This is a genomic window from Pseudomonas sp. PSKL.D1 (assembly GCF_028898945.1).
Classification (GTDB): domain Bacteria; phylum Pseudomonadota; class Gammaproteobacteria; order Pseudomonadales; family Pseudomonadaceae; genus Aquipseudomonas.
In genome coordinates, this window is record NZ_CP118607.1 from 1,014,294 (window position 1) to 1,031,057 (window position 16,764).

The 16,764-nt window shown below is 61.6% G+C and carries 18 protein-coding genes and 1 other RNA gene; 14 read left to right on the forward strand and 5 right to left on the reverse strand.

Annotation, left to right across the window (positions count from 1 at the left end):
• Positions 1-53: 53 nt before the first annotated feature.
• The 5 genes from petA to PVV54_RS04425 all read left to right on the forward strand — a co-directional run bounded on the left by petA (position 54) and on the right by PVV54_RS04425 (position 3,810).
• Complete coding sequence (gene petA, locus PVV54_RS04405) at positions 54-647, forward strand: ubiquinol-cytochrome c reductase iron-sulfur subunit (protein ID WP_274908776.1); 594 nt, start codon at positions 54-56, stop codon at positions 645-647.
• Entirely contained in the window at positions 647-1,858 is a 1,212-nt protein-coding gene (locus PVV54_RS04410; protein WP_274910385.1) for a cytochrome b, read from the forward strand. The genes petA and PVV54_RS04410 overlap by 1 nt, the downstream gene beginning before the upstream one ends.
• A complete protein-coding gene (locus PVV54_RS04415; protein WP_274908777.1) occupies positions 1,858-2,637 on the forward strand; it encodes a cytochrome c1 in 780 nt (259 codons plus the stop codon). The genes PVV54_RS04410 and PVV54_RS04415 overlap by 1 nt, the downstream gene beginning before the upstream one ends.
• Before the next feature lie 116 nt (positions 2,638-2,753).
• Positions 2,754-3,377, forward strand: coding sequence for a glutathione S-transferase N-terminal domain-containing protein (locus PVV54_RS04420; protein WP_274908778.1), 624 nt, complete (start codon positions 2,754-2,756; stop codon positions 3,375-3,377).
• Positions 3,378-3,387: 10 nt separating this feature from the next.
• Positions 3,388-3,810, forward strand: coding sequence for a ClpXP protease specificity-enhancing factor (locus PVV54_RS04425; protein WP_274908779.1), 423 nt, complete (start codon positions 3,388-3,390; stop codon positions 3,808-3,810).
• Between the two features lie 44 nt (positions 3,811-3,854).
• Here PVV54_RS04425 and PVV54_RS04430 read toward each other — a convergent pair whose 3' ends face one another.
• The 5 genes from PVV54_RS04430 to PVV54_RS04450 form a co-directional block, all read right to left on the reverse strand.
• On the reverse strand, positions 3,855-4,070 hold the full coding sequence (locus tag PVV54_RS04430; protein WP_274908780.1) for a YgdI/YgdR family lipoprotein: 216 nt from the start codon (positions 4,068-4,070) through the stop codon (positions 3,855-3,857).
• Between the two features lie 96 nt (positions 4,071-4,166).
• Entirely contained in the window at positions 4,167-4,745 is a 579-nt protein-coding gene (locus PVV54_RS04435; RefSeq protein ID WP_274908781.1) for a BON domain-containing protein, read from the reverse strand.
• Positions 4,742-5,335: a phosphoheptose isomerase gene (locus PVV54_RS04440; RefSeq protein WP_119143469.1), complete on the reverse strand. Its 594-nt coding sequence runs from the start codon at positions 5,333-5,335 to the stop codon at positions 4,742-4,744. The genes PVV54_RS04435 and PVV54_RS04440 overlap by 4 nt, the downstream gene beginning before the upstream one ends.
• Positions 5,336-5,421: 86 nt before the next feature.
• A complete protein-coding gene (locus PVV54_RS04445) occupies positions 5,422-5,793 on the reverse strand; it encodes a YraN family protein (protein WP_274908782.1) in 372 nt (123 codons plus the stop codon).
• On the reverse strand, positions 5,793-7,610 hold the full coding sequence (locus PVV54_RS04450; RefSeq protein ID WP_274908783.1) for a penicillin-binding protein activator: 1,818 nt from the start codon (positions 7,608-7,610) through the stop codon (positions 5,793-5,795). Before PVV54_RS04450 ends, PVV54_RS04445 begins: the two co-directional genes overlap by 1 nt.
• Positions 7,611-7,797: 187 nt before the next feature.
• Between PVV54_RS04450 and rsmI the strand changes: the two genes are divergently transcribed.
• From rsmI to mraY, 9 genes are all read left to right on the forward strand, one after another.
• On the forward strand, positions 7,798-8,673 hold the full coding sequence (gene rsmI, locus PVV54_RS04455; protein ID WP_274908784.1) for a 16S rRNA (cytidine(1402)-2'-O)-methyltransferase: 876 nt from the start codon (positions 7,798-7,800) through the stop codon (positions 8,671-8,673).
• Positions 8,674-8,740: 67 nt separating this feature from the next.
• Positions 8,741-9,100: RNase P RNA component class A (gene rnpB / locus PVV54_RS04460), an RNA gene on the forward strand.
• A 309-nt stretch (positions 9,101-9,409) separates the two neighbouring features.
• The gene (gene mraZ / locus PVV54_RS04465) at positions 9,410-9,865 is read left to right on the forward strand and encodes a division/cell wall cluster transcriptional repressor MraZ (protein ID WP_011535546.1); all 456 of its coding nucleotides are present in this window, start codon (positions 9,410-9,412) and stop codon (positions 9,863-9,865) included.
• Positions 9,862-10,809 carry a 16S rRNA (cytosine(1402)-N(4))-methyltransferase RsmH gene (gene rsmH, locus PVV54_RS04470; protein ID WP_446731439.1) on the forward strand — a complete coding sequence of 316 codons (948 nt, stop codon included), beginning with the start codon at positions 9,862-9,864 and terminating at the stop codon, positions 10,807-10,809. Before mraZ ends, rsmH begins: the two co-directional genes overlap by 4 nt.
• Positions 10,806-11,099 carry a cell division protein FtsL gene (ftsL, locus tag PVV54_RS04475; RefSeq protein WP_114171376.1) on the forward strand — a complete coding sequence of 98 codons (294 nt, stop codon included), beginning with the start codon at positions 10,806-10,808 and terminating at the stop codon, positions 11,097-11,099. Before rsmH ends, ftsL begins: the two co-directional genes overlap by 4 nt.
• Positions 11,099-12,832, forward strand: a complete 1,734-nt coding sequence (locus tag PVV54_RS04480) for a peptidoglycan D,D-transpeptidase FtsI family protein (protein ID WP_274910387.1) — start codon at positions 11,099-11,101, stop codon at positions 12,830-12,832. The genes ftsL and PVV54_RS04480 overlap by 1 nt, the downstream gene beginning before the upstream one ends.
• The gene (locus PVV54_RS04485; protein ID WP_274908785.1) at positions 12,832-14,319 is read left to right on the forward strand and encodes a UDP-N-acetylmuramoyl-L-alanyl-D-glutamate--2,6-diaminopimelate ligase; all 1,488 of its coding nucleotides are present in this window, start codon (positions 12,832-12,834) and stop codon (positions 14,317-14,319) included. Before PVV54_RS04480 ends, PVV54_RS04485 begins: the two co-directional genes overlap by 1 nt.
• Positions 14,312-15,679 carry a UDP-N-acetylmuramoyl-tripeptide--D-alanyl-D-alanine ligase gene (locus tag PVV54_RS04490; protein ID WP_274908786.1) on the forward strand — a complete coding sequence of 456 codons (1,368 nt, stop codon included), beginning with the start codon at positions 14,312-14,314 and terminating at the stop codon, positions 15,677-15,679. Before PVV54_RS04485 ends, PVV54_RS04490 begins: the two co-directional genes overlap by 8 nt.
• Positions 15,679-16,761: a phospho-N-acetylmuramoyl-pentapeptide-transferase gene (gene mraY / locus PVV54_RS04495; protein ID WP_274908787.1), complete on the forward strand. Its 1,083-nt coding sequence runs from the start codon at positions 15,679-15,681 to the stop codon at positions 16,759-16,761. The genes PVV54_RS04490 and mraY overlap by 1 nt, the downstream gene beginning before the upstream one ends.
• Positions 16,762-16,764 lie beyond the last annotated feature (3 nt).

Below are 16,764 nucleotides of genomic sequence, written 5' to 3' on the forward strand. Positions count from 1 at the left end.
TAAGTACAGGCCTGGTTCAACAGGCCAAGCAAAAGCTGATGGGAGAGGACTGAATGAGCAATGACGGCGTCAACGCAGGCCGGCGCCGCTTCCTCGTAGCCGCGACATCCGTGGTCGGGGCGGCGGGGGCAGTGGGGGCTGCGGTACCGTTCGTGGGGTCATGGTTTCCCAGTGCCAAGGCGAAGGCGGCCGGTGCACCGGTGAAGGTCAATATCGCCAAGGTCGAGCCCGGGCAGCAGATGGTTGCCGAATGGCGTGGCCAGCCGGTATTCATCGTGCGGCGAACGGAAGAGATCCTCGGCAATCTCAAGAAAATCACGGGCGACCTTTCCGATCCAGAGTCCAAGGCATCGGTGCAGCCTGAGTACGTTGACCCTCAGGTGCGCTCGATCAAGCCGGAAATCCTCATTCTTGTAGGCCTGTGCACTCACCTGGGGTGCTCGCCAACCTTCCGTCCGGAAGTGGCCCCGGCCGACCTCGGCCCGAAATGGGTTGGTGGCTATTTCTGCCCGTGCCACGGCTCCCATTACGACTTGGCTGGCCGCGTGTACAAGTCCCAACCGGCGCCTCTCAACCTGCCAGTGCCGCCGCACTCTTACGAGTCGGATGACATCGTGGTCATCGGCGTCGACCAGGAGAAAGCATGATGAGCAAGTTCATGGACTGGATCGACGCGCGTTTCCCTGCGACCAAGATGTGGGAAGACCACCTGAGCAAGTATTACGCGCCCAAGAACTTCAACTTCCTGTATTTCTTTGGTTCCCTGGCGCTGCTGGTGCTGGTCAACCAGATTGTCACCGGTGTGTGGCTGACCATGAGTTTCACGCCCTCGGCGGAAGAGGCCTTTGCCTCGGTCGAGTACATCATGCGTGACGTGGAGTACGGCTGGATTCTGCGCTACCTGCACTCCACCGGTGCCTCTGCGTTCTTCATCGTGGTTTACCTGCACATGTTCCGCGGCCTGCTCTACGGCTCCTACCAGAAGCCGCGTGAACTGGTATGGCTGTTCGGCATGCTGATCTATCTGGCGCTGATGGCTGAGGCCTTTATGGGCTACCTGCTGCCATGGGGGCAAATGTCGTACTGGGGCGCCCAGGTGATCATTTCACTGTTCGGCGCCATCCCGGTAATCGGTGATGACCTCACCCAGTGGATTCGCGGTGATTACCTGATCTCGGGCATTACCCTGAACCGCTTCTTCGCCTTGCACGTGGTGGCCTTGCCAATCGTGATTCTCGGCCTGGTGGTACTGCACATCCTGGCCCTGCACGAAGTGGGTTCGAACAACCCTGATGGCGTCGACATCAAGAAGAAAAAGGACGAAAACGGCATTCCGCTCGACGGTATTCCGTTCCACCCTTACTACACGGTTAAAGACATTGTCGGGGTAGTGGTGTTCCTGTTCGTGTTCTGCGCCGTGGTGTTCTTCTTCCCTGAAATGGGCGGCTACTTCCTGGAAAAACCCAACTTCGAGCAGGCAAACGCCTTCAAGACTCCTGAGCACATTGCGCCAGTGTGGTACTTCACGCCGTTCTACGCGATCTTGCGTGCGGTACCAGACAAACTCATGGGTGTAATCGCCATGGGTGCGGCCATTGCAGTGCTGTTCGTGCTGCCCTGGCTCGACCGCAGCCCGGTGCGCTCCATGCGCTACAAGGGCTGGATCAGCAAGGTCTTCCTGCTGGTGTTCTGTGTGGCCTTCGTCATCCTCGGCATCCTTGGCGTGCTGGCGCCGACGCCCGGGCGAACCTTGCTGTCGCAGGTGTGTACGGTGCTGTATTTCGCCTACTTCCTGCTGATGCCGTTCTACACAAGGATCGAGAAGACCAAACCGGTTCCGGAAAGGGTGACTGGCTGATGAAAAAGTTGATTGCGGTATTTTTGCTGGCAGTGATGCCTGCCTTTTCCTTTGCTGCCGAGACGGGTGTTGAGCTGGACAAGGTCGACATCGACCTGACCGACAAGGCGGCCATGCAGGATGGTGCGCGTACGTTCGCCAACTACTGCATGGGTTGCCACAGTGCCAAGTTCCAGCGCTATGAGCGGGTTGCCGACGACCTGGGTATCCCCCACGAGCTGATGCTCGAGAAGCTGGTGTTCACGGGCGCCAAGATCGGCGATCACATGAACATCGGCATGAAGCCCAGCGATGCCAAGACCTGGTTCGGTGCTGCGCCGCCGGACCTGACCTTGGTCGCCCGTGTGCGCGGCACCGACTGGATCTACAGCTACCTGCACAGCTTTTACGAAGACCCGTCGCGGCCGTATGGTGTGAACAACAAGGTGTTCCCGAACGTGGGCATGCCCAATGTGCTGGTCGGGCTGCAGGGCAATCAGGTGATCGGGTGCAAGCAGGTGCAGACCGTGGTCGATGGCAAGAAACAATTCGACCCACTGACGGGCAGCCCGTTGACCCATGAAGCGTGCGACCAGCTGACCATTACGCCGAATTCCGGTACCCTGACAGCTGAGCAGTTCGACGAGAAGGTCAAGAACCTGGTGACCTTCCTGGCCTATTCGGCCAACCCGGTCAAACTGGAAAGCCAGCGCATTGGTACCTATGTGTTGCTGTACCTGGCTTTCTTCTTCGTGTTCGCCTACTTGCTCAAGCGCGAATACTGGAAGGACGTGCACTGATCACGCAGTAGTTTCTGGAAGTTGAACGCGCCCGGGGAGGCTGGCAGCATTGCCAGGCCTCCCCGGGCGCGTTTTCATTTGAAGTTTTACAAGCATCCCGTGCGAGGAGGCGCTGTATGGGCGCAACCAACAGGTTAGCCTGCTATTCCGACCCCGCTGATCACTACTCTCACCGGGTGCGCCTGGTGCTGGCCGAGAAAGGTATCAGCGTGCAGGTCATTGACGTTGACCCCGGCCGTTTGCCGCCCAAGCTGGTCGAGGTAAACCCTTATGGCAGCGTGCCTACTCTGGTTGACCGCGACCTGGCGTTGTACGAGTCGACCGTGGTGATGGAGTACCTGGAGGAGCGCTACCCGCATCCGCCATTGATGCCGGTGTATCCGGTCGCGCGCGGCAACAGCCGTTTGCTGATGCATCGCATTCAGCGCGATTGGTGTGCTCTGGCTGATACCATTCTGGATTCGCGCAGCAAGGACGCCGCCCGCGCCGAGGCGCGCAAGGCGTTGCGCGAGAGCCTGACCGGTGTGTCGCCATTGTTTGGTGAGTTCGCTTGCTTCATGAGTGAGGAGCAAAGCCTGGTCGATTGCTGTCTACTGCCCATCCTCTGGCGTTTGCCGGTAATGGGTATCGAACTGCCGCGGCAAGCCAAGCCGCTGCTGGATTACATGGAGCGACAGTTTGCCCGCGAGGCTTTCCAGGCAAGCCTGTCGTCCGTTGAACGTGAAATGCGCAAGCTTTAAGGAGCCGTTGATGAACTCCAGTCGCCCCTATCTGGTTCGAGCACTGTACGAGTGGATCGTCGACAACGATTGCACGCCCCATATGCTGGTCAATGCCGAGTACCCGGCGGTGCAAGTGCCGCAGGGCTTCGCCAGTGACGGCCAGATCGTTTTGAATATTTCCCCCAGCGCCGTGCGTAGCCTGCACATGGACAATGAAGCGGTGAGCTTCGAAGGGCGCTTTGGTGGTGTGTCCCATTCGCTGTACGTGCCGGCGGGCGCCATCCTCGGCATCTATGCGCGAGAAAACGGGCAGGGCATGGTCTTTGAGTTGGAGCCGCCATTGATGGAGGCTGATGACGAGCTGGAAGAGCAGGGCGTCGAACCGGACGATGATGACAAGCCAGAGCCGCCGCGCCCAACCGGCCGGCCAAGCCTGAAAGTGGTCAAGTAACAAAAAAGGCGATCCAGTTGGATCGCCTTTTTATTTGCCGTGGATTACAGGTCGCTGATGCTGCGAATCTGGTCACGGTTGATGCGGGTTTGCTTGCCGTCGAGTTGCTGGAACTCGTAGAAGCCGGAGTCCTGGTCGAATTTGGGGGCGTCGACGGTCTGGAACTCGCGGCCGTCGTTGAGGGTGATTACGCTCGGAGTCGAGCAGCCGGCCAGGGTGGCGAAGGTGCCGAGCAGCAGGGCGGGCAGGAGCTTTTTCATGCGGTGTTTCCTGGTATCTGAAAAGGCGGAGCGTTGCAGTGCTTGTGCTGGCCTCATCGCGTCGGACCGCCGCGATGAGGCCAGCACAGGAAAAAATCAGTCAATGTACTCAAACAGCTTCACAATCTTCTGCACGCCCGAAACCCCCTGTACCACAGCAGTAGCCGAATTGGCCTCCTGCTGAGTCACCAGGCCGAGCAAGTAGACGATACCGTTCTCGGTAATCACCTTGATGCGCGAGCTGGGTACGGCATTGTCGGTCAGCATCTGGGTCTTGATCTTGGTGGTAAGCCAGGCGTCGTTGTTGCGCGCCAGGATCGACGATGGCTGCATCACCTGCAGCTCGTTGTGCACCTTTTTTACCCGTTGTACCTGGCCAGCCGTCTGCTCGGCCAGGCTCTTGAGGTCGGCACGCGGGGTTTGCCCGGCAAGCAGCACCACGCCGTTGTAGCTGCTGACGACAATGTGCGAACCGGTGTCCAGGTCCGGGTTGGCCTTGGCGATGTTCACCGCGGCTTTGGTTTCGATCAGCGAATCATCGATCTTGCTGCCGATGGTGCGCGTGCCGCGATCGTCTTCGATCGGCGAATTACGGGTAGAGGTCAGTACCGAGCTGCAACCGGTAATGCTCAGGCACAGGGTCAGGGCCATCAGGCCGAGGCGCTTGGGGATCATTCTTCACTCCCGAACAGTTGGCTGTCGATCAGATCGCACAGGCAGTGGATCGCCAGCAGGTGGACTTCCTGGATACGCGCGGTAACCGTGGATGGAACACGAATTTCCACGTCTTCGGGCAGCAGCAGCGACGCCATGCCGCCACCATCACGCCCGGTCATTGCTACGACAATCATTTCGCGATCATGTGCGGCCTGGATGGCCTGAATCACGTTCGCGGAATTGCCGCTGGTGGAAATCGCCAGCAGCACGTCGCCGGGTTGGCCCAGGGCGCGGATCTGCTTGGAGAAGACTTCGTTGTAGCTATAGTCGTTGGCGATCGAGGTGATCGTCGAGCTGTCGGTGGTCAGGGCAATGGCTGGCAGGCTCGGGCGCTCGCGCTCGAAGCGGTTGAGCAGCTCCGACGAAAAGTGCTGAGCGTCACCGGCCGAGCCGCCATTGCCGCAGGCGAGCATCTTGCCCTCGTTGAGCAGCGCATTGACCATGACCAGGCTGGCCTGTTCGATGTGCGGTGCCAGGATGTCCATTGCCTGTTGCTTGGTGTCGATGCTGGCCTGGAACAGCCGGCGAATTCGGGATTGCATGTCCATCTGGTGACCTTAAGTGGGGCTCAGGCCGGCGCGACGCGCAACAACGTCCAGCCCGCGAAACATAGAGCAAAAAAATCGGAGTGGGTTCAGCATTCGAAGGCGTTTTTCAGCCATTGAAGCGGTCGGCCTGCATGGTGGCTGCCCTGCAGGGCGACAACGTCGAAGCGGCAGGGGTAATCAGCCCAGCGTGCTTCATGCTGCAGGAACGCGCTGGCGGCCAGCACCAGGCGCTTCTGCTTGCGCACATCGATACTCTCGAGGGCGCCGCCGAAGCCTGCGTGCAACCGGTAGCGGACTTCGACGAATACTACTGTATCGGTATCGAGCATGACCAGATCAAGCTCGCCGCCTTTACATCGCCAGTTGCGCGCCAGCAGCTGCAGGCCTTGCCCTTGAAGGTGCTCAAGGGCTTGGGTTTCTGCAGCCTGGCCGGCGCTGGTCGGCGATGCGTTGGGCATCAGCGCGGGGTATCCGGCAGGCGTTTGACCTGGCCGCCCGAGAACTCGGCCCAAGGCAGCTGGCGTTCGATGCGCTGGTTGGGGTTCATGGTCAGGCTGCCGGAAAGGCCCTGTACGCGGTTGTCTGGCAGTGCTTTCAGCTGGCCCAGGCGTGGTGCCAGGCTGTAGGCATCGACGCCCATGGCGTACAGACGGCCGAGGCTGCCCGCGGCCTGCGGCCACTGCTGCACCACCTGCTGGCGCAGGCTGTTGCTGGTGTCGAGCAACCATGGGGTTTCGCAGAAGCGAATACCGTTCATGTCGTTGTACTGGTTCACATCCCCGCTGGCGCTGTACAGGTTGGAGGTGGCGTAAACCGGTACGTCACCGGCGTACTGGAAGTTCAGTGTCGGCTTGATCTGTTGCGCCTGCTGCGGGGTGGAGGCCAGGAAGATGAAGTCGATGTCCTGGCGGCGCGACGGTTGCGCGGCAATGTTGCCACCTACAGTGCTCTGCAGGCTCTGGGCGCGGCCTTCACTCTGGCGCAGCTGGAACAGGTTGGCGATCTGCTGGGCCAGAGCGACAGGCTGGGCAATGCGTTCGGCGGCAATGATGGTGCCGCCATTGCCTTCCCAATCCTGGCGGAAGGCTGCAAGTACGCGGTCGCCCCATTCGCCGCTCGGTACCAGGGCCACGGCGCGGACCATGCCATCGGCGCGGGCGCGGCGCGACACTTCACGGGCTTCGTCTTCAGCGGCAAGGCCGAACTGGAACAGTTGTGGCGGGGCCTTTTGGCCGGCGTCGGCGTAGTTCAGGGCCAGGGTGGTGATCGGCAGCTGCGGGTTGGCGGCCAGCTTCTTCACCAGCGGTTTTTCCAGCGGGCCCACGACCAACTGCACACCGTCGGCTTGAGCCTGGCGATAGAAGTCATCCAGCGAGCCGATGCGCGAGCTGTCGTATACCTGAACGGCTGGCGCCTGCTGGCCTCCTTGCTGGGCCTGGAAGTGGGCGGCCATGAAGCCATCACGCAAGGCTTTGGCTACCCCGGCCAGCGGGCCGTCTTGCGGCAGCAGCAGGGCGATTTTGGTGAGCGGCTGGCTAGCCAGCTCTTTAAGCTTGGTCAGTGCCAGCGGCAGTTGCTGTGCGGCCGGGTGGTCCGGGTTCTGTTTGCGCCAGGCGTCGATGGCGGCCTGCTGCTGTTCCAGGGTGCCGGCGCGCTTCACGGCCAGGGCGAGGCTGTTCCAGCCGGCCAGGGTTTCGTTGCTGGTGGGCTGTTGCAGTTGCTCGGCGGGCAGTGAGGCAACCAGGGCCCAGATGGCATCGTTGTTGGCGCTGGCGGCCTGGCCACTCAGCAGCGGTGCCAGCAGAACGCGCTGCTGGGCAGCGGCTTGGGCCTGGCCGTCAGCTTCGAGGGCGGCTGCATGCACACTGTACGTGCGGGCCTGTTGCTCTGCCGGCAAGTCGGCAAGGTACTGCAGGCTGGGGTGCGACAGCGCAGTCAGCGCAGCCTTGGGCTGGTTGCGGCTCATGGCCAGTTCGGCGGCCAGGGTGCTGGCGAACACTTGCTGCGCAGGCTTGAGCGTGTCCATCGGGACTTGCTCGAGAATGCGTGCGGCGCGCGGGAAGTCCTTCTGCTTGTAGGCCAGGTCGGCAGCGCTCAGGCGCAGCAGGGCGGCGTCTTCCGCGGACTTGCTGGTGGCGGCCTTTTCGAGCAGTTGCTCGATGCTGGCGTCCGGTGTGCGTGGCAGCTCGCCCAGTCTGGATGAGGGCGAGCTGGCGCAGGCTGCCAGCAGGGCAGCGAGGCAGAGGGCTGTGAACAGCCGCAGGCAAGCGATCATGTAAGGGTCCTGTTACTCGATCAAGTTGGCCGACAATTGTACCCAAGCAGTGGCCGGGGCGCGATGTCGCTGAGCGTGAACCTTCACTATAGGTGCCACGGCGTAGTCTGGGTTTGAAGTTCTTTGCGCCCTGTTACCGGTGCTCGGGCTACAATGACGCCTTTGATCCGAAAGGCAGGTATGTGCAGTGACTGATGTGGCAGGGGCTTCGAAATCCACCGTGGGGACGCTGTATGTGGTCGCCACTCCCATTGGCAACCTTGACGACATGAGCGCCCGGGCCTTGAAGGTGCTGGCCGATGTCGCGTTGATTGCTGCCGAGGACACCCGTCATTCAATCCGCCTGATGCAGCATTTTGGTATCAACACGCCGCTGGCCGCGTGCCATGAGCACAACGAGCGTGACGAGGGCGGGCGCTTCATTAACAAGCTGTTGGCGGGTGAGGATGTGGCCCTGGTTTCGGATGCCGGCACGCCATTGATTTCCGACCCTGGATACCACTTGGTCCGCCAGGCGCGTGCTGCGGGTGTGAACGTTGTGCCCGTGCCCGGTGCCTGTGCGCTGATCGCTGCGCTGTCGGCGGCGGGCCTGCCGTCCGACCGGTTCATCTTCGAAGGTTTCCTGCCCGCCAAGGCGGCGGGCCGCCGTGCGCGTCTGGAGCAGGTAAAGGAAGAGCCGCGTACTTTGATCTTCTACGAGGCGCCCCACCGCATCCTGGAATGCCTCGAAGACATGGAGCTGGTATTGGGTGCCGAGCGTCCGGCATTGCTCGCCCGCGAGTTGACCAAAACATTCGAAACCCTGAAGGGCCTGCCCTTGGGCGAACTGCGTGCGTTCGTGGCTGGCGACAGCAATCAGCAGCGCGGTGAGTGCGTGGTGCTGGTCGGCGGCTGGAGTGCACCAGAGGGCGAAGAGGCGATCAGTGCCGAAGCGCAGCGTGTGCTCGACTTGCTGCTGGCCGAGTTGCCACTCAAGCGGGCGGCGGCGCTGGCGGCAGAAATCACCGGTGTACGTAAGAACCTGCTGTATCAAGTAGCGCTGGAAAAGCAGAAAGCCCAGTAATGGCCATTTGATGTATTTCACGGTATTGCTTGTTCTTGCGCGCGCGTGCCGTTAACCTTGGCGGCGGAGAGTCGATCGGACAGTCGCTGCCGTCTTTTGTTCCGCAAAAGATGGGGGAGGAAAGTCCGGGCTCCATAGGGCAGAGTGCCAGGTAACGCCTGGGAGGCGCGAGCCTACGGAAAGTGCCACAGAAAATAACCGCCTAAGCACTTCGGTGCCGGTAAGGGTGAAAAGGTGCGGTAAGAGCGCACCGCACGGCTGGCAACAGTGCGTGGCTAGGTAAACCCCACTCGGAGCAAGACCAAATAGGGTTCCATCAGGCGTGGCCCGCGTCGGAACCGGGTAGGTTGCTAGAGGCGTCCAGTGATGGCCGTCGTAGAGGAATGACTGTCCTCGACAAAACCCGGCTTACAGATCGACTCTCCACCTCCCACCCCTCCTGCTCAATCGGTAGCAGATCTCATCTGGTAATACCAAAAAAATCTTAATCTTAATAAATCACTTTAACTTCGAACTGCATCTGTTTGGGGTGGTTTGATTTTTCACGTTTTTTTCATCCTCAAGTACTCTTTCCCTGTTCCAATATCGCGCTAAATCTCGGTCCTGTAAGGGTTTTCCTTATGAACGCGCCTTGACGGTGCAGCGGGCGGATTCCTATAGTGTGCGCAAGTGGCAGAAAGTGGGATGAAGTGGGTTTTCTGGCACAAAAAAGCTAACATTGTGGGGAATCGCAGCCGTGTTCCGCGGAGCCAACGCCGTCAGCCTCGATGCAAAGGGCCGTCTCGCCATGCCGAGCCGGTACCGTGACGAGCTCGATTCGCGTTGCAATGGTCAACTCATCGTGACCATCGACGCCGTTGACCCCTGCTTGTGTGTTTATCCCCTCGACGAGTGGGAACAGATAGAAGCCAAGTTGCGAGCCTTGCCATCGTTGCGTGAGGAAAACCGCCGCCTGCAGCGCTTGCTGATTGGTAATGCGGTTGACCTGGAGCTCGATGGCAGTGGGCGTTTCCTGGTACCGCCCCGCCTGCGTGAGTACGCCAAGCTGGACAAGAAGGCGATGCTGGTGGGGCAACTGAACAAATTCCAGTTGTGGGATGAGGATGCCTGGAACGCAGTTTCGGCAGCCGACCTTGCAGCTATTCAACAACCGGGCGCCATGCCCGACGATTTACGTGACCTGATCCTGTGACCATAGATAGCGGCTTCAACCACATCACCGTCCTGCTCGACGAAGCTGTCGAGGCATTGGCCCTGCGCGCCGACGGTTGCTATCTGGACGGCACCTTCGGGCGTGGCGGCCACAGCCGCTTGATCCTCAGCAAACTCGGCCCGCAAGGGCGGCTGTTGGGGTTCGACAAAGATCCTCAGGCGATTGCCACCGGGCAAGCGCTGGCGGCCGAAGACGGCCGCTTTGTCATTGTGCAGCGCAGCTTTGCCGAGCTGGGCTCGGAGGTGGCCGAGCGCGGCCTGGCTGGCAAAGTCAGCGGTATCCTGCTCGACCTGGGCGTGTCTTCGCCGCAGCTGGATGACCCGGAGCGCGGCTTCAGCTTCCTCAATGATGGCCCGCTGGACATGCGCATGAACCCGGACCAGGGCATCAGTGCCGCCGAGTTCATCGCCACCGCGCCTGTAGAAGAAATTGCCCGCGTCTTCAAAGAGTACGGTGAAGAGCGTTTTGCCGGCCGTATGGCCCGCGCCGTGGTCGAACGCCGCGAAAAACAGCCGTTTACCCGCACCGCCGACCTGGCCGAAGTGCTCAAGGTTGCCAACCCGGCGTGGGAGAAGGGCAAGAACCCGGCCACCCGCGCCTTCCAGGGCTTGCGCATTCACGTCAATAACGAGTTGGGAGATCTGGAGGCTGGCCTTGAGGCAGCACTCGATGCCCTGGAAGTGGGTGGCCGCCTGGCCGTGATCAGCTTCCACTCCCTTGAAGACCGCATCGTCAAGCTGTTCATGCGCAAGCTGGTCAAGGGCGAGGCCGACAACCTGCCGCGCAACCTGCCGGTGCAGCACAAGGTGTTCGAACCGAAAATCCGCCTTATCGGCAAGGCGCAGTTCGCCTCCGAAGAAGAACTCAAGGCCAACCCGCGGGCGCGCAGCGCCGTCATGCGGGTGGCGGAGAAATTGCGGTGAGCCGGCTATTCGCCAAGCCTTTGCCAGGCGGAAGCTTCCTGATGCTTCTGCTGTTCGTGGCCGTGCTCGTTTCGGCCATTGCGGTGTCCTATAGCGCGCACTGGAACCGCCAGTTGCTCAATACCCTGTACGGGGAACTGAACGAGCGCGACAAAGCCCAGGCCGAATGGGGCCGTCTGATCCTTGAACAAAGCACCTGGACCGCCGCCAGCCGCATCGAAAGCCTTGCTTCCGAGCAGCTGAAGATGCGTGTGCCTGCCGCTGACGAAGTGCGGATGGTGGCGCCATGATGAAGCTCGAAGGCGCACTCTACCCCTGGCGCTTCCGGGTGGTGATCGGCTTGCTGGCGCTGATGGTCGGTGCCATCTGCTGGCGCATCATCGACCTGCAGGTTGTCGACCGTGACTTCCTCAAAGGCCAGGGCGATGCCCGCAGCCTGCGGCATATCCCGATCCCGGCCCACCGTGGCCTGATTACCGACCGCAACGGCGAGCCTTTGGCCGTGAGTACGCCGGTTACCACTTTGTGGGCCAACCCTAAGGAAATGCAGGCGTCGAAAGAGCGCTGGCCGCAACTGGCCGCCGCCCTTGGCCAAAACGCCCAGCAGCTGACCGAGCGCCTGACTCAGCAGGCCAGCAAAGAGTTCATCTACCTGGTCCGCGGCCTTACGCCGGAGCAGGGCCAGCATGTGCTCGACCTGAAAGTGCCCGGTGTGTATGGCCTGGAAGAATTCCGCCGCTTCTACCCTGCCGGTGATGTCACCGCCCACATGGTCGGCTTTACCGACCTCGATGACCATGGCCGCGAAGGCGTGGAGCTGGCCTATGACGAGTGGCTGGCCGGCGTGCCCGGCAAGCGGCAGGTGATCAAGGACCGGCGCGGCCGGCTGATCAAGGACATTCAGGTTACCAAGAACGCCAAGGCCGGTAAGACCTTGGCGTTGTCCATCGACCTGCGCCTGCAATACCTGGCCACCCGCGAACTGCGCAACGCCATTGCCGAGCAAGACGCCAAGGCCGGCAGCCTGGTGATCATGGACGTCAAGACCGGTGAGGTTCTGGCCATGGTCAACCAGCCCACCTACAACCCGAACAACCGCCGCAGCATGTTCCCGGCCGCCATGCGTAACCGGGCGATCATCGACGTGTTCGAGCCGGGCTCCACGGTCAAACCGATTTCCATGAGCGCTGCACTGCAAAGCGGCCGCTGGAAGCCGACCGACAAGGTCGAGGTTTACCCGGGCAGCCTGCAGATCGGCCGCTACACCATCAAGGACGTGTCCAAGAGCGAAGGCCCGATCCTCGACCTGACCGGCATCCTGATCAACTCCAGTAACGTCGGCATGAGCAAGATCGCCTTCGATATCGGCGGCGAGGCCATCTACCGCGTGATGTCCCAGGTCGGCCTGGGCCAATACACCGGCCTTGGCTTCCCGGGCGAGCGCGTCGGCAACCTGCCCAACCACCGCGAGTGGCGCAAGGCCGAGACGGCGACCCTTTCCTACGGCTACGGCGTTTCGGTAACCGCGCTGCAGTTGGTGCATGCCTACGCCGCACTGGCCAACGACGGCAAGATGGTGCCGTTGTCGATCCTCAAGGTCGACAAGGCGCCGGAAGCCGTGCAGGCGATTCCGAAGGAAACCGCCGAAACCATTCAGGGCATGCTGCAGCAGGTGATCGAAGCGCCGCGCGGCGTGTTCCGTGCCCAGGTGCCGTTCTACCACGTGGCCGGCAAGTCCGGTACGGCGCGGAAGGCCACCGTGGGCTCCAAGGGCTACACCGAAAACGCCTACCGCTCGCTGTTCGCCGGCTTCGGCCCGATGAGCGACCCGCGTTACGCCGTGGTCGTGGTCATCGACGAACCGGGCAAGGGCGGCTACTTCGGCGGCCTGGTTTCTGCGCCTGTGTTCAGCAAGGTCATGTCGGGCACCCTGCGCCTGATGAACGTGCCGCCGGACAATCTGCCGCCGCCAGCCGACCAGCAGCAAGTCAGTGCAGTACCCGCCAAGGGAGGGCGTGGATAATGACGATGCCATTGAGCAAGCTTTTCGCCAACGCCAGCCGCGACCCGCTGATTCGGGAGCTGGCGCTGGACAGTCGCGCCGTGCGTGCGGGCGACCTGTTCCTGGCCGTGCCGGGCGCCAAGGTCGATGGCCGTGACCACATTGCCGACGCATTGGCGCTTGGTGCCGCTGCGGTTGCTTACGAAGAGCAGGGCGCAAGCGTGCTGCCACTCACCGATGTGCCGCTGATTCCGGTCAAAGGCCTGATCGCCCAGTTGTCGGACATTGCGGGCCGCTTCTATGGTGAGCCCAGCCGCCAGCTGAACCTGATTGGCGTGACCGGCACCAACGGCAAGACCAGCGTCACCCAATTGGTCGCCCAGGCGCTTGATGTGCTCGGCCAGCGCTGCGGTTTGATCGGGACGCTGGGTACTGGCTTCCATGGCGAGCTGCAAAGCGGCCGCCTGACCACGCCGGACCCGATTGCCGTGCAGTCGACGCTGTATGACCTGAAAAAGGCCGGTGCCAAGGCCGTGGCCATGGAAGTGTCCTCCCACGCGTTGGAGCAGGGCCGTGTTGCGGCGCTGGAATTCGACATCGCGGTCATGACCAACCTGTCCCGTGATCACCTGGACTACCACGGCAGCATGGAGGCTTATGCTGCCGCCAAAGCCAAGCTGTTTGCCTGGCCAAGCCTGCGTTGCCAGGTAGTCAACCTGGACGATGATTTCGGCCGCCGCCTGGCTGACGATTTCGCCAAGCGCCCGAAAACCGACCATATCGAAACCCGCTTGCTCAGTTACAGCCTGGAAAACCCGGACGCATCGCTGTATTGCCGTGAAGCGGCGTTCGATGACGATGGCGTGCGCGCTGTCCTGGTGACTGCCCAGGGCGAACGCACCCTGCGCAGCCAGTTGCTTGGCCGCTTCAACCTGAGCAACATGCTGGCCGCTGTGGCCACTTTGCTGGCACTGGATTATTCGCTGGACGAAATCCTCAAAGTCACCCCGCAACTGCAGGGGCCGGTTGGCCGCATGCAGCGCCTGGGTGGCGGCAACAAACCGCTGGTGGTGGTTGATTACGCCCACACGCCGGATGCGCTGGAAAAAGTGCTTGAAGCCCTGCGCCCGCACGCCCACGGCGAGCTCCTGTGCCTGTTTGGTTGTGGCGGCGACCGCGATCGCGGCAAGCGCCCGCTGATGGCTGAAGTGGCCGAGCGCCTGGCCGACCGCGTGCTGGTCACCGATGACAACCCGCGTACCGAAGACCCGCAAGGCATCTTTGATGATATCCGCCCTGGTTTCGCCAAGCCTGCCGACGTCGAGTTCGTCGCCGGCCGAGGCGAAGCCATCGCGCACCTGATTGCCACAGCTGCCGCCAACGACGTCATCGTCCTGGCCGGCAAGGGGCACGAGGATTACCAGGAGATCAATGGCGAACGCCATGCGTTCTCCGACCTGATCGAAGCCGAGAAGGCACTTGCAGCCTGGGAGGCTCCACATGCTTAAGCCCATGACACTCAGCCAGCTGACCACAGCACTGAGTGCCCGTCACGTAGGCGACGATGCGAGCTTTACCGGCGTCAGCATCGACAGCCGCAGCGTTGGCGCGGGGCAACTGTTTGTTGCGCTGGCCGGCCCGCGTTTCGATGGCCATGACTATCTGGCCGACGTGAAAGCCAAGGGGGCTGTCGCTGCATTGGTCGAGCGTGAGGTGGCTGGTGTTGATTTGCCGCAACTGGTCGTGGCCGACAGCCGTCTGGCGTTGGGCCAACTTGGCGCATTGAACCGTGCCGCTTACGACAAGCCGGTTGTGGCCATCACCGGTTCCAGCGGCAAGACCACCGTGAAAGAGATGCTGGCCGCCATCCTGCGTACGCGCGGCCCGGTGCACGCCACCCGTGGCAACCTGAACAACGACCTCGGCGCTCCGTTGACCCTGCTGGAAATCGCTCCAGAGCACAGTGCGGCCGTGATTGAACTGGGCGCTTCGCGCATCGGCGAAATCCGTTACACCGTAGGGCTGACCCAGCCCCAGGTGGTCATCATCAACAACGCCGGTACCGCCCATGTGGGCGAGTTTGGCGGGCCGGAAAAAATCGTCGAAGCCAAAGGTGAAATCCTTGAAGGCCTGGGCGAGGGCGGCACCGCCATCCTCAATCTGGCAGACAAGGCTTTTGACATCTGGCGCAAGCGTGCAGGCAATCACCGTATCTTGAGCTTCGCACTGGACAACCCGCAGGCCGGCTTCCATGCCAGCGATATTGGCCGGGATGCCCGCGGCTGCCCATCGTTCACCCTGCATGGCCCTGATGGCACCGTGCCTGTGCAGTTGAACCTGCTGGGCACCCACAACGTCAGCAATGCCCTGGCCGCCGCCGCCGCTGCCCATGCCGTTGGTCTGACCCTGAATGGCATCGCTGCCGGCCTGAACGCCGTGCAACCGGTCAAGGGCCGCACCGTGGCGCAAATCGCCCCCAACGGCGTGCGTGTAATCGACGACAGCTACAACGCAAATCCCACCTCCATGTGCGCGGCCATTGATATACTCGCCGGCTTTTCCGGGCGCACCGTTCTGGTGCTTGGGGATATCGGCGAACTGGGCCAGTGGGCGGAAGAAGGCCACCGCCAGGTGGGCGACTACGCACGCGGCAAGGTCGACGCGCTGTACGCAGTGGGTACCAACATGACACATGCGGTCAAGGCGTTTGGCGCCAATGGCCGGCATTTCGCAACCCAAGCTGAGCTGATCGACGCCGTTAGCGCCGAAAATGCCAGCGACACCACAATCTTGATCAAGGGCTCGCGCAGCGCTGCGATGGAAAACGTCGTGGCTGCACTGTGCGGTGCCAGCGGGGAGAAACATTAATGCTGCTGCTGTTGGCCGAGTATCTGCAACAGTTCCACAAGGGCTTCGCGGTCTTCCAGTACCTGTCCCTGCGCGGGATTCTGGGTGTGCTGACCGCGTTGTCGCTGGCACTGTGGCTGGGGCCGTGGATGATCCGTACGCTGCAGATTCGCCAGATTGGCCAGGCTGTCCGTAATGATGGCCCACAATCGCACCTGTCCAAGTCCGGCACCCCCACCATGGGCGGTGCGCTGATCCTGTCCGCCATCGCCGTCAGCACCTTGCTGTGGGCTGACCTGTCCAACCGCTATGTGTGGACTGTACTGATTGTCACCTTGCTGTTCGGTGCCATCGGCTGGGTCGACGACTACCGCAAGGTGATCGAAAAGAACTCGCGTGGCCTGCCGAGCCGCTGGAAGTACTTCTGGCAATCGGTGTTTGGCCTGGGTGCTGCCATCTTCCTGTACAAAACCGCGCCGACCACGGTCGAGACCACGCTGATCCTGCCGTTCATCAAGGACGTCACTATTCCGCTGGGCATTGGCTTCGTCGTGCTGACTTATTTCGTGATCGTCGGTTCGAGCAACGCGGTCAACCTGACTGACGGCCTCGATGGCTTGGCGATCATGCCGACCGTGATGGTGGGCGGTGCCCTGGGCATCTTCTGCTACCTGTCGGGCAACGTGAAATTCGCCGAGTACCTGCTGATCCCTTATGTGCCGGGCTCCGGCGAGTTGATTGTGTTCTGCGGTGCGCTGATCGGTGCAGGCCTGGGCTTCCTGTGGTTCAACACTTACCCGGCCCAGGTGTTCATGGGTGACGTCGGCGCGCTGGCGCTGGGCGCCGCGCTGGGCACCATCGCCGTGATCGTTCGCCAGGAAATCGTGCTGTTCATCATGGGTGGCGTGTTCGTGATGGAAACCCTGTCGGTGGTGATCCAGGTTGCCTCCTTCAAGCTCACCGGCAAACGCGTGTTCCGCATGGCACCTATTCACCACCACTTTGAACTCAAGGGTTGGCCCGAGCCTCGGGTGATCGTCCGCTTCTGGATCATCACCGTGATTCTGGTGCTGATCGGCCTTGCAACCCTGAAACTGAGGTAGATG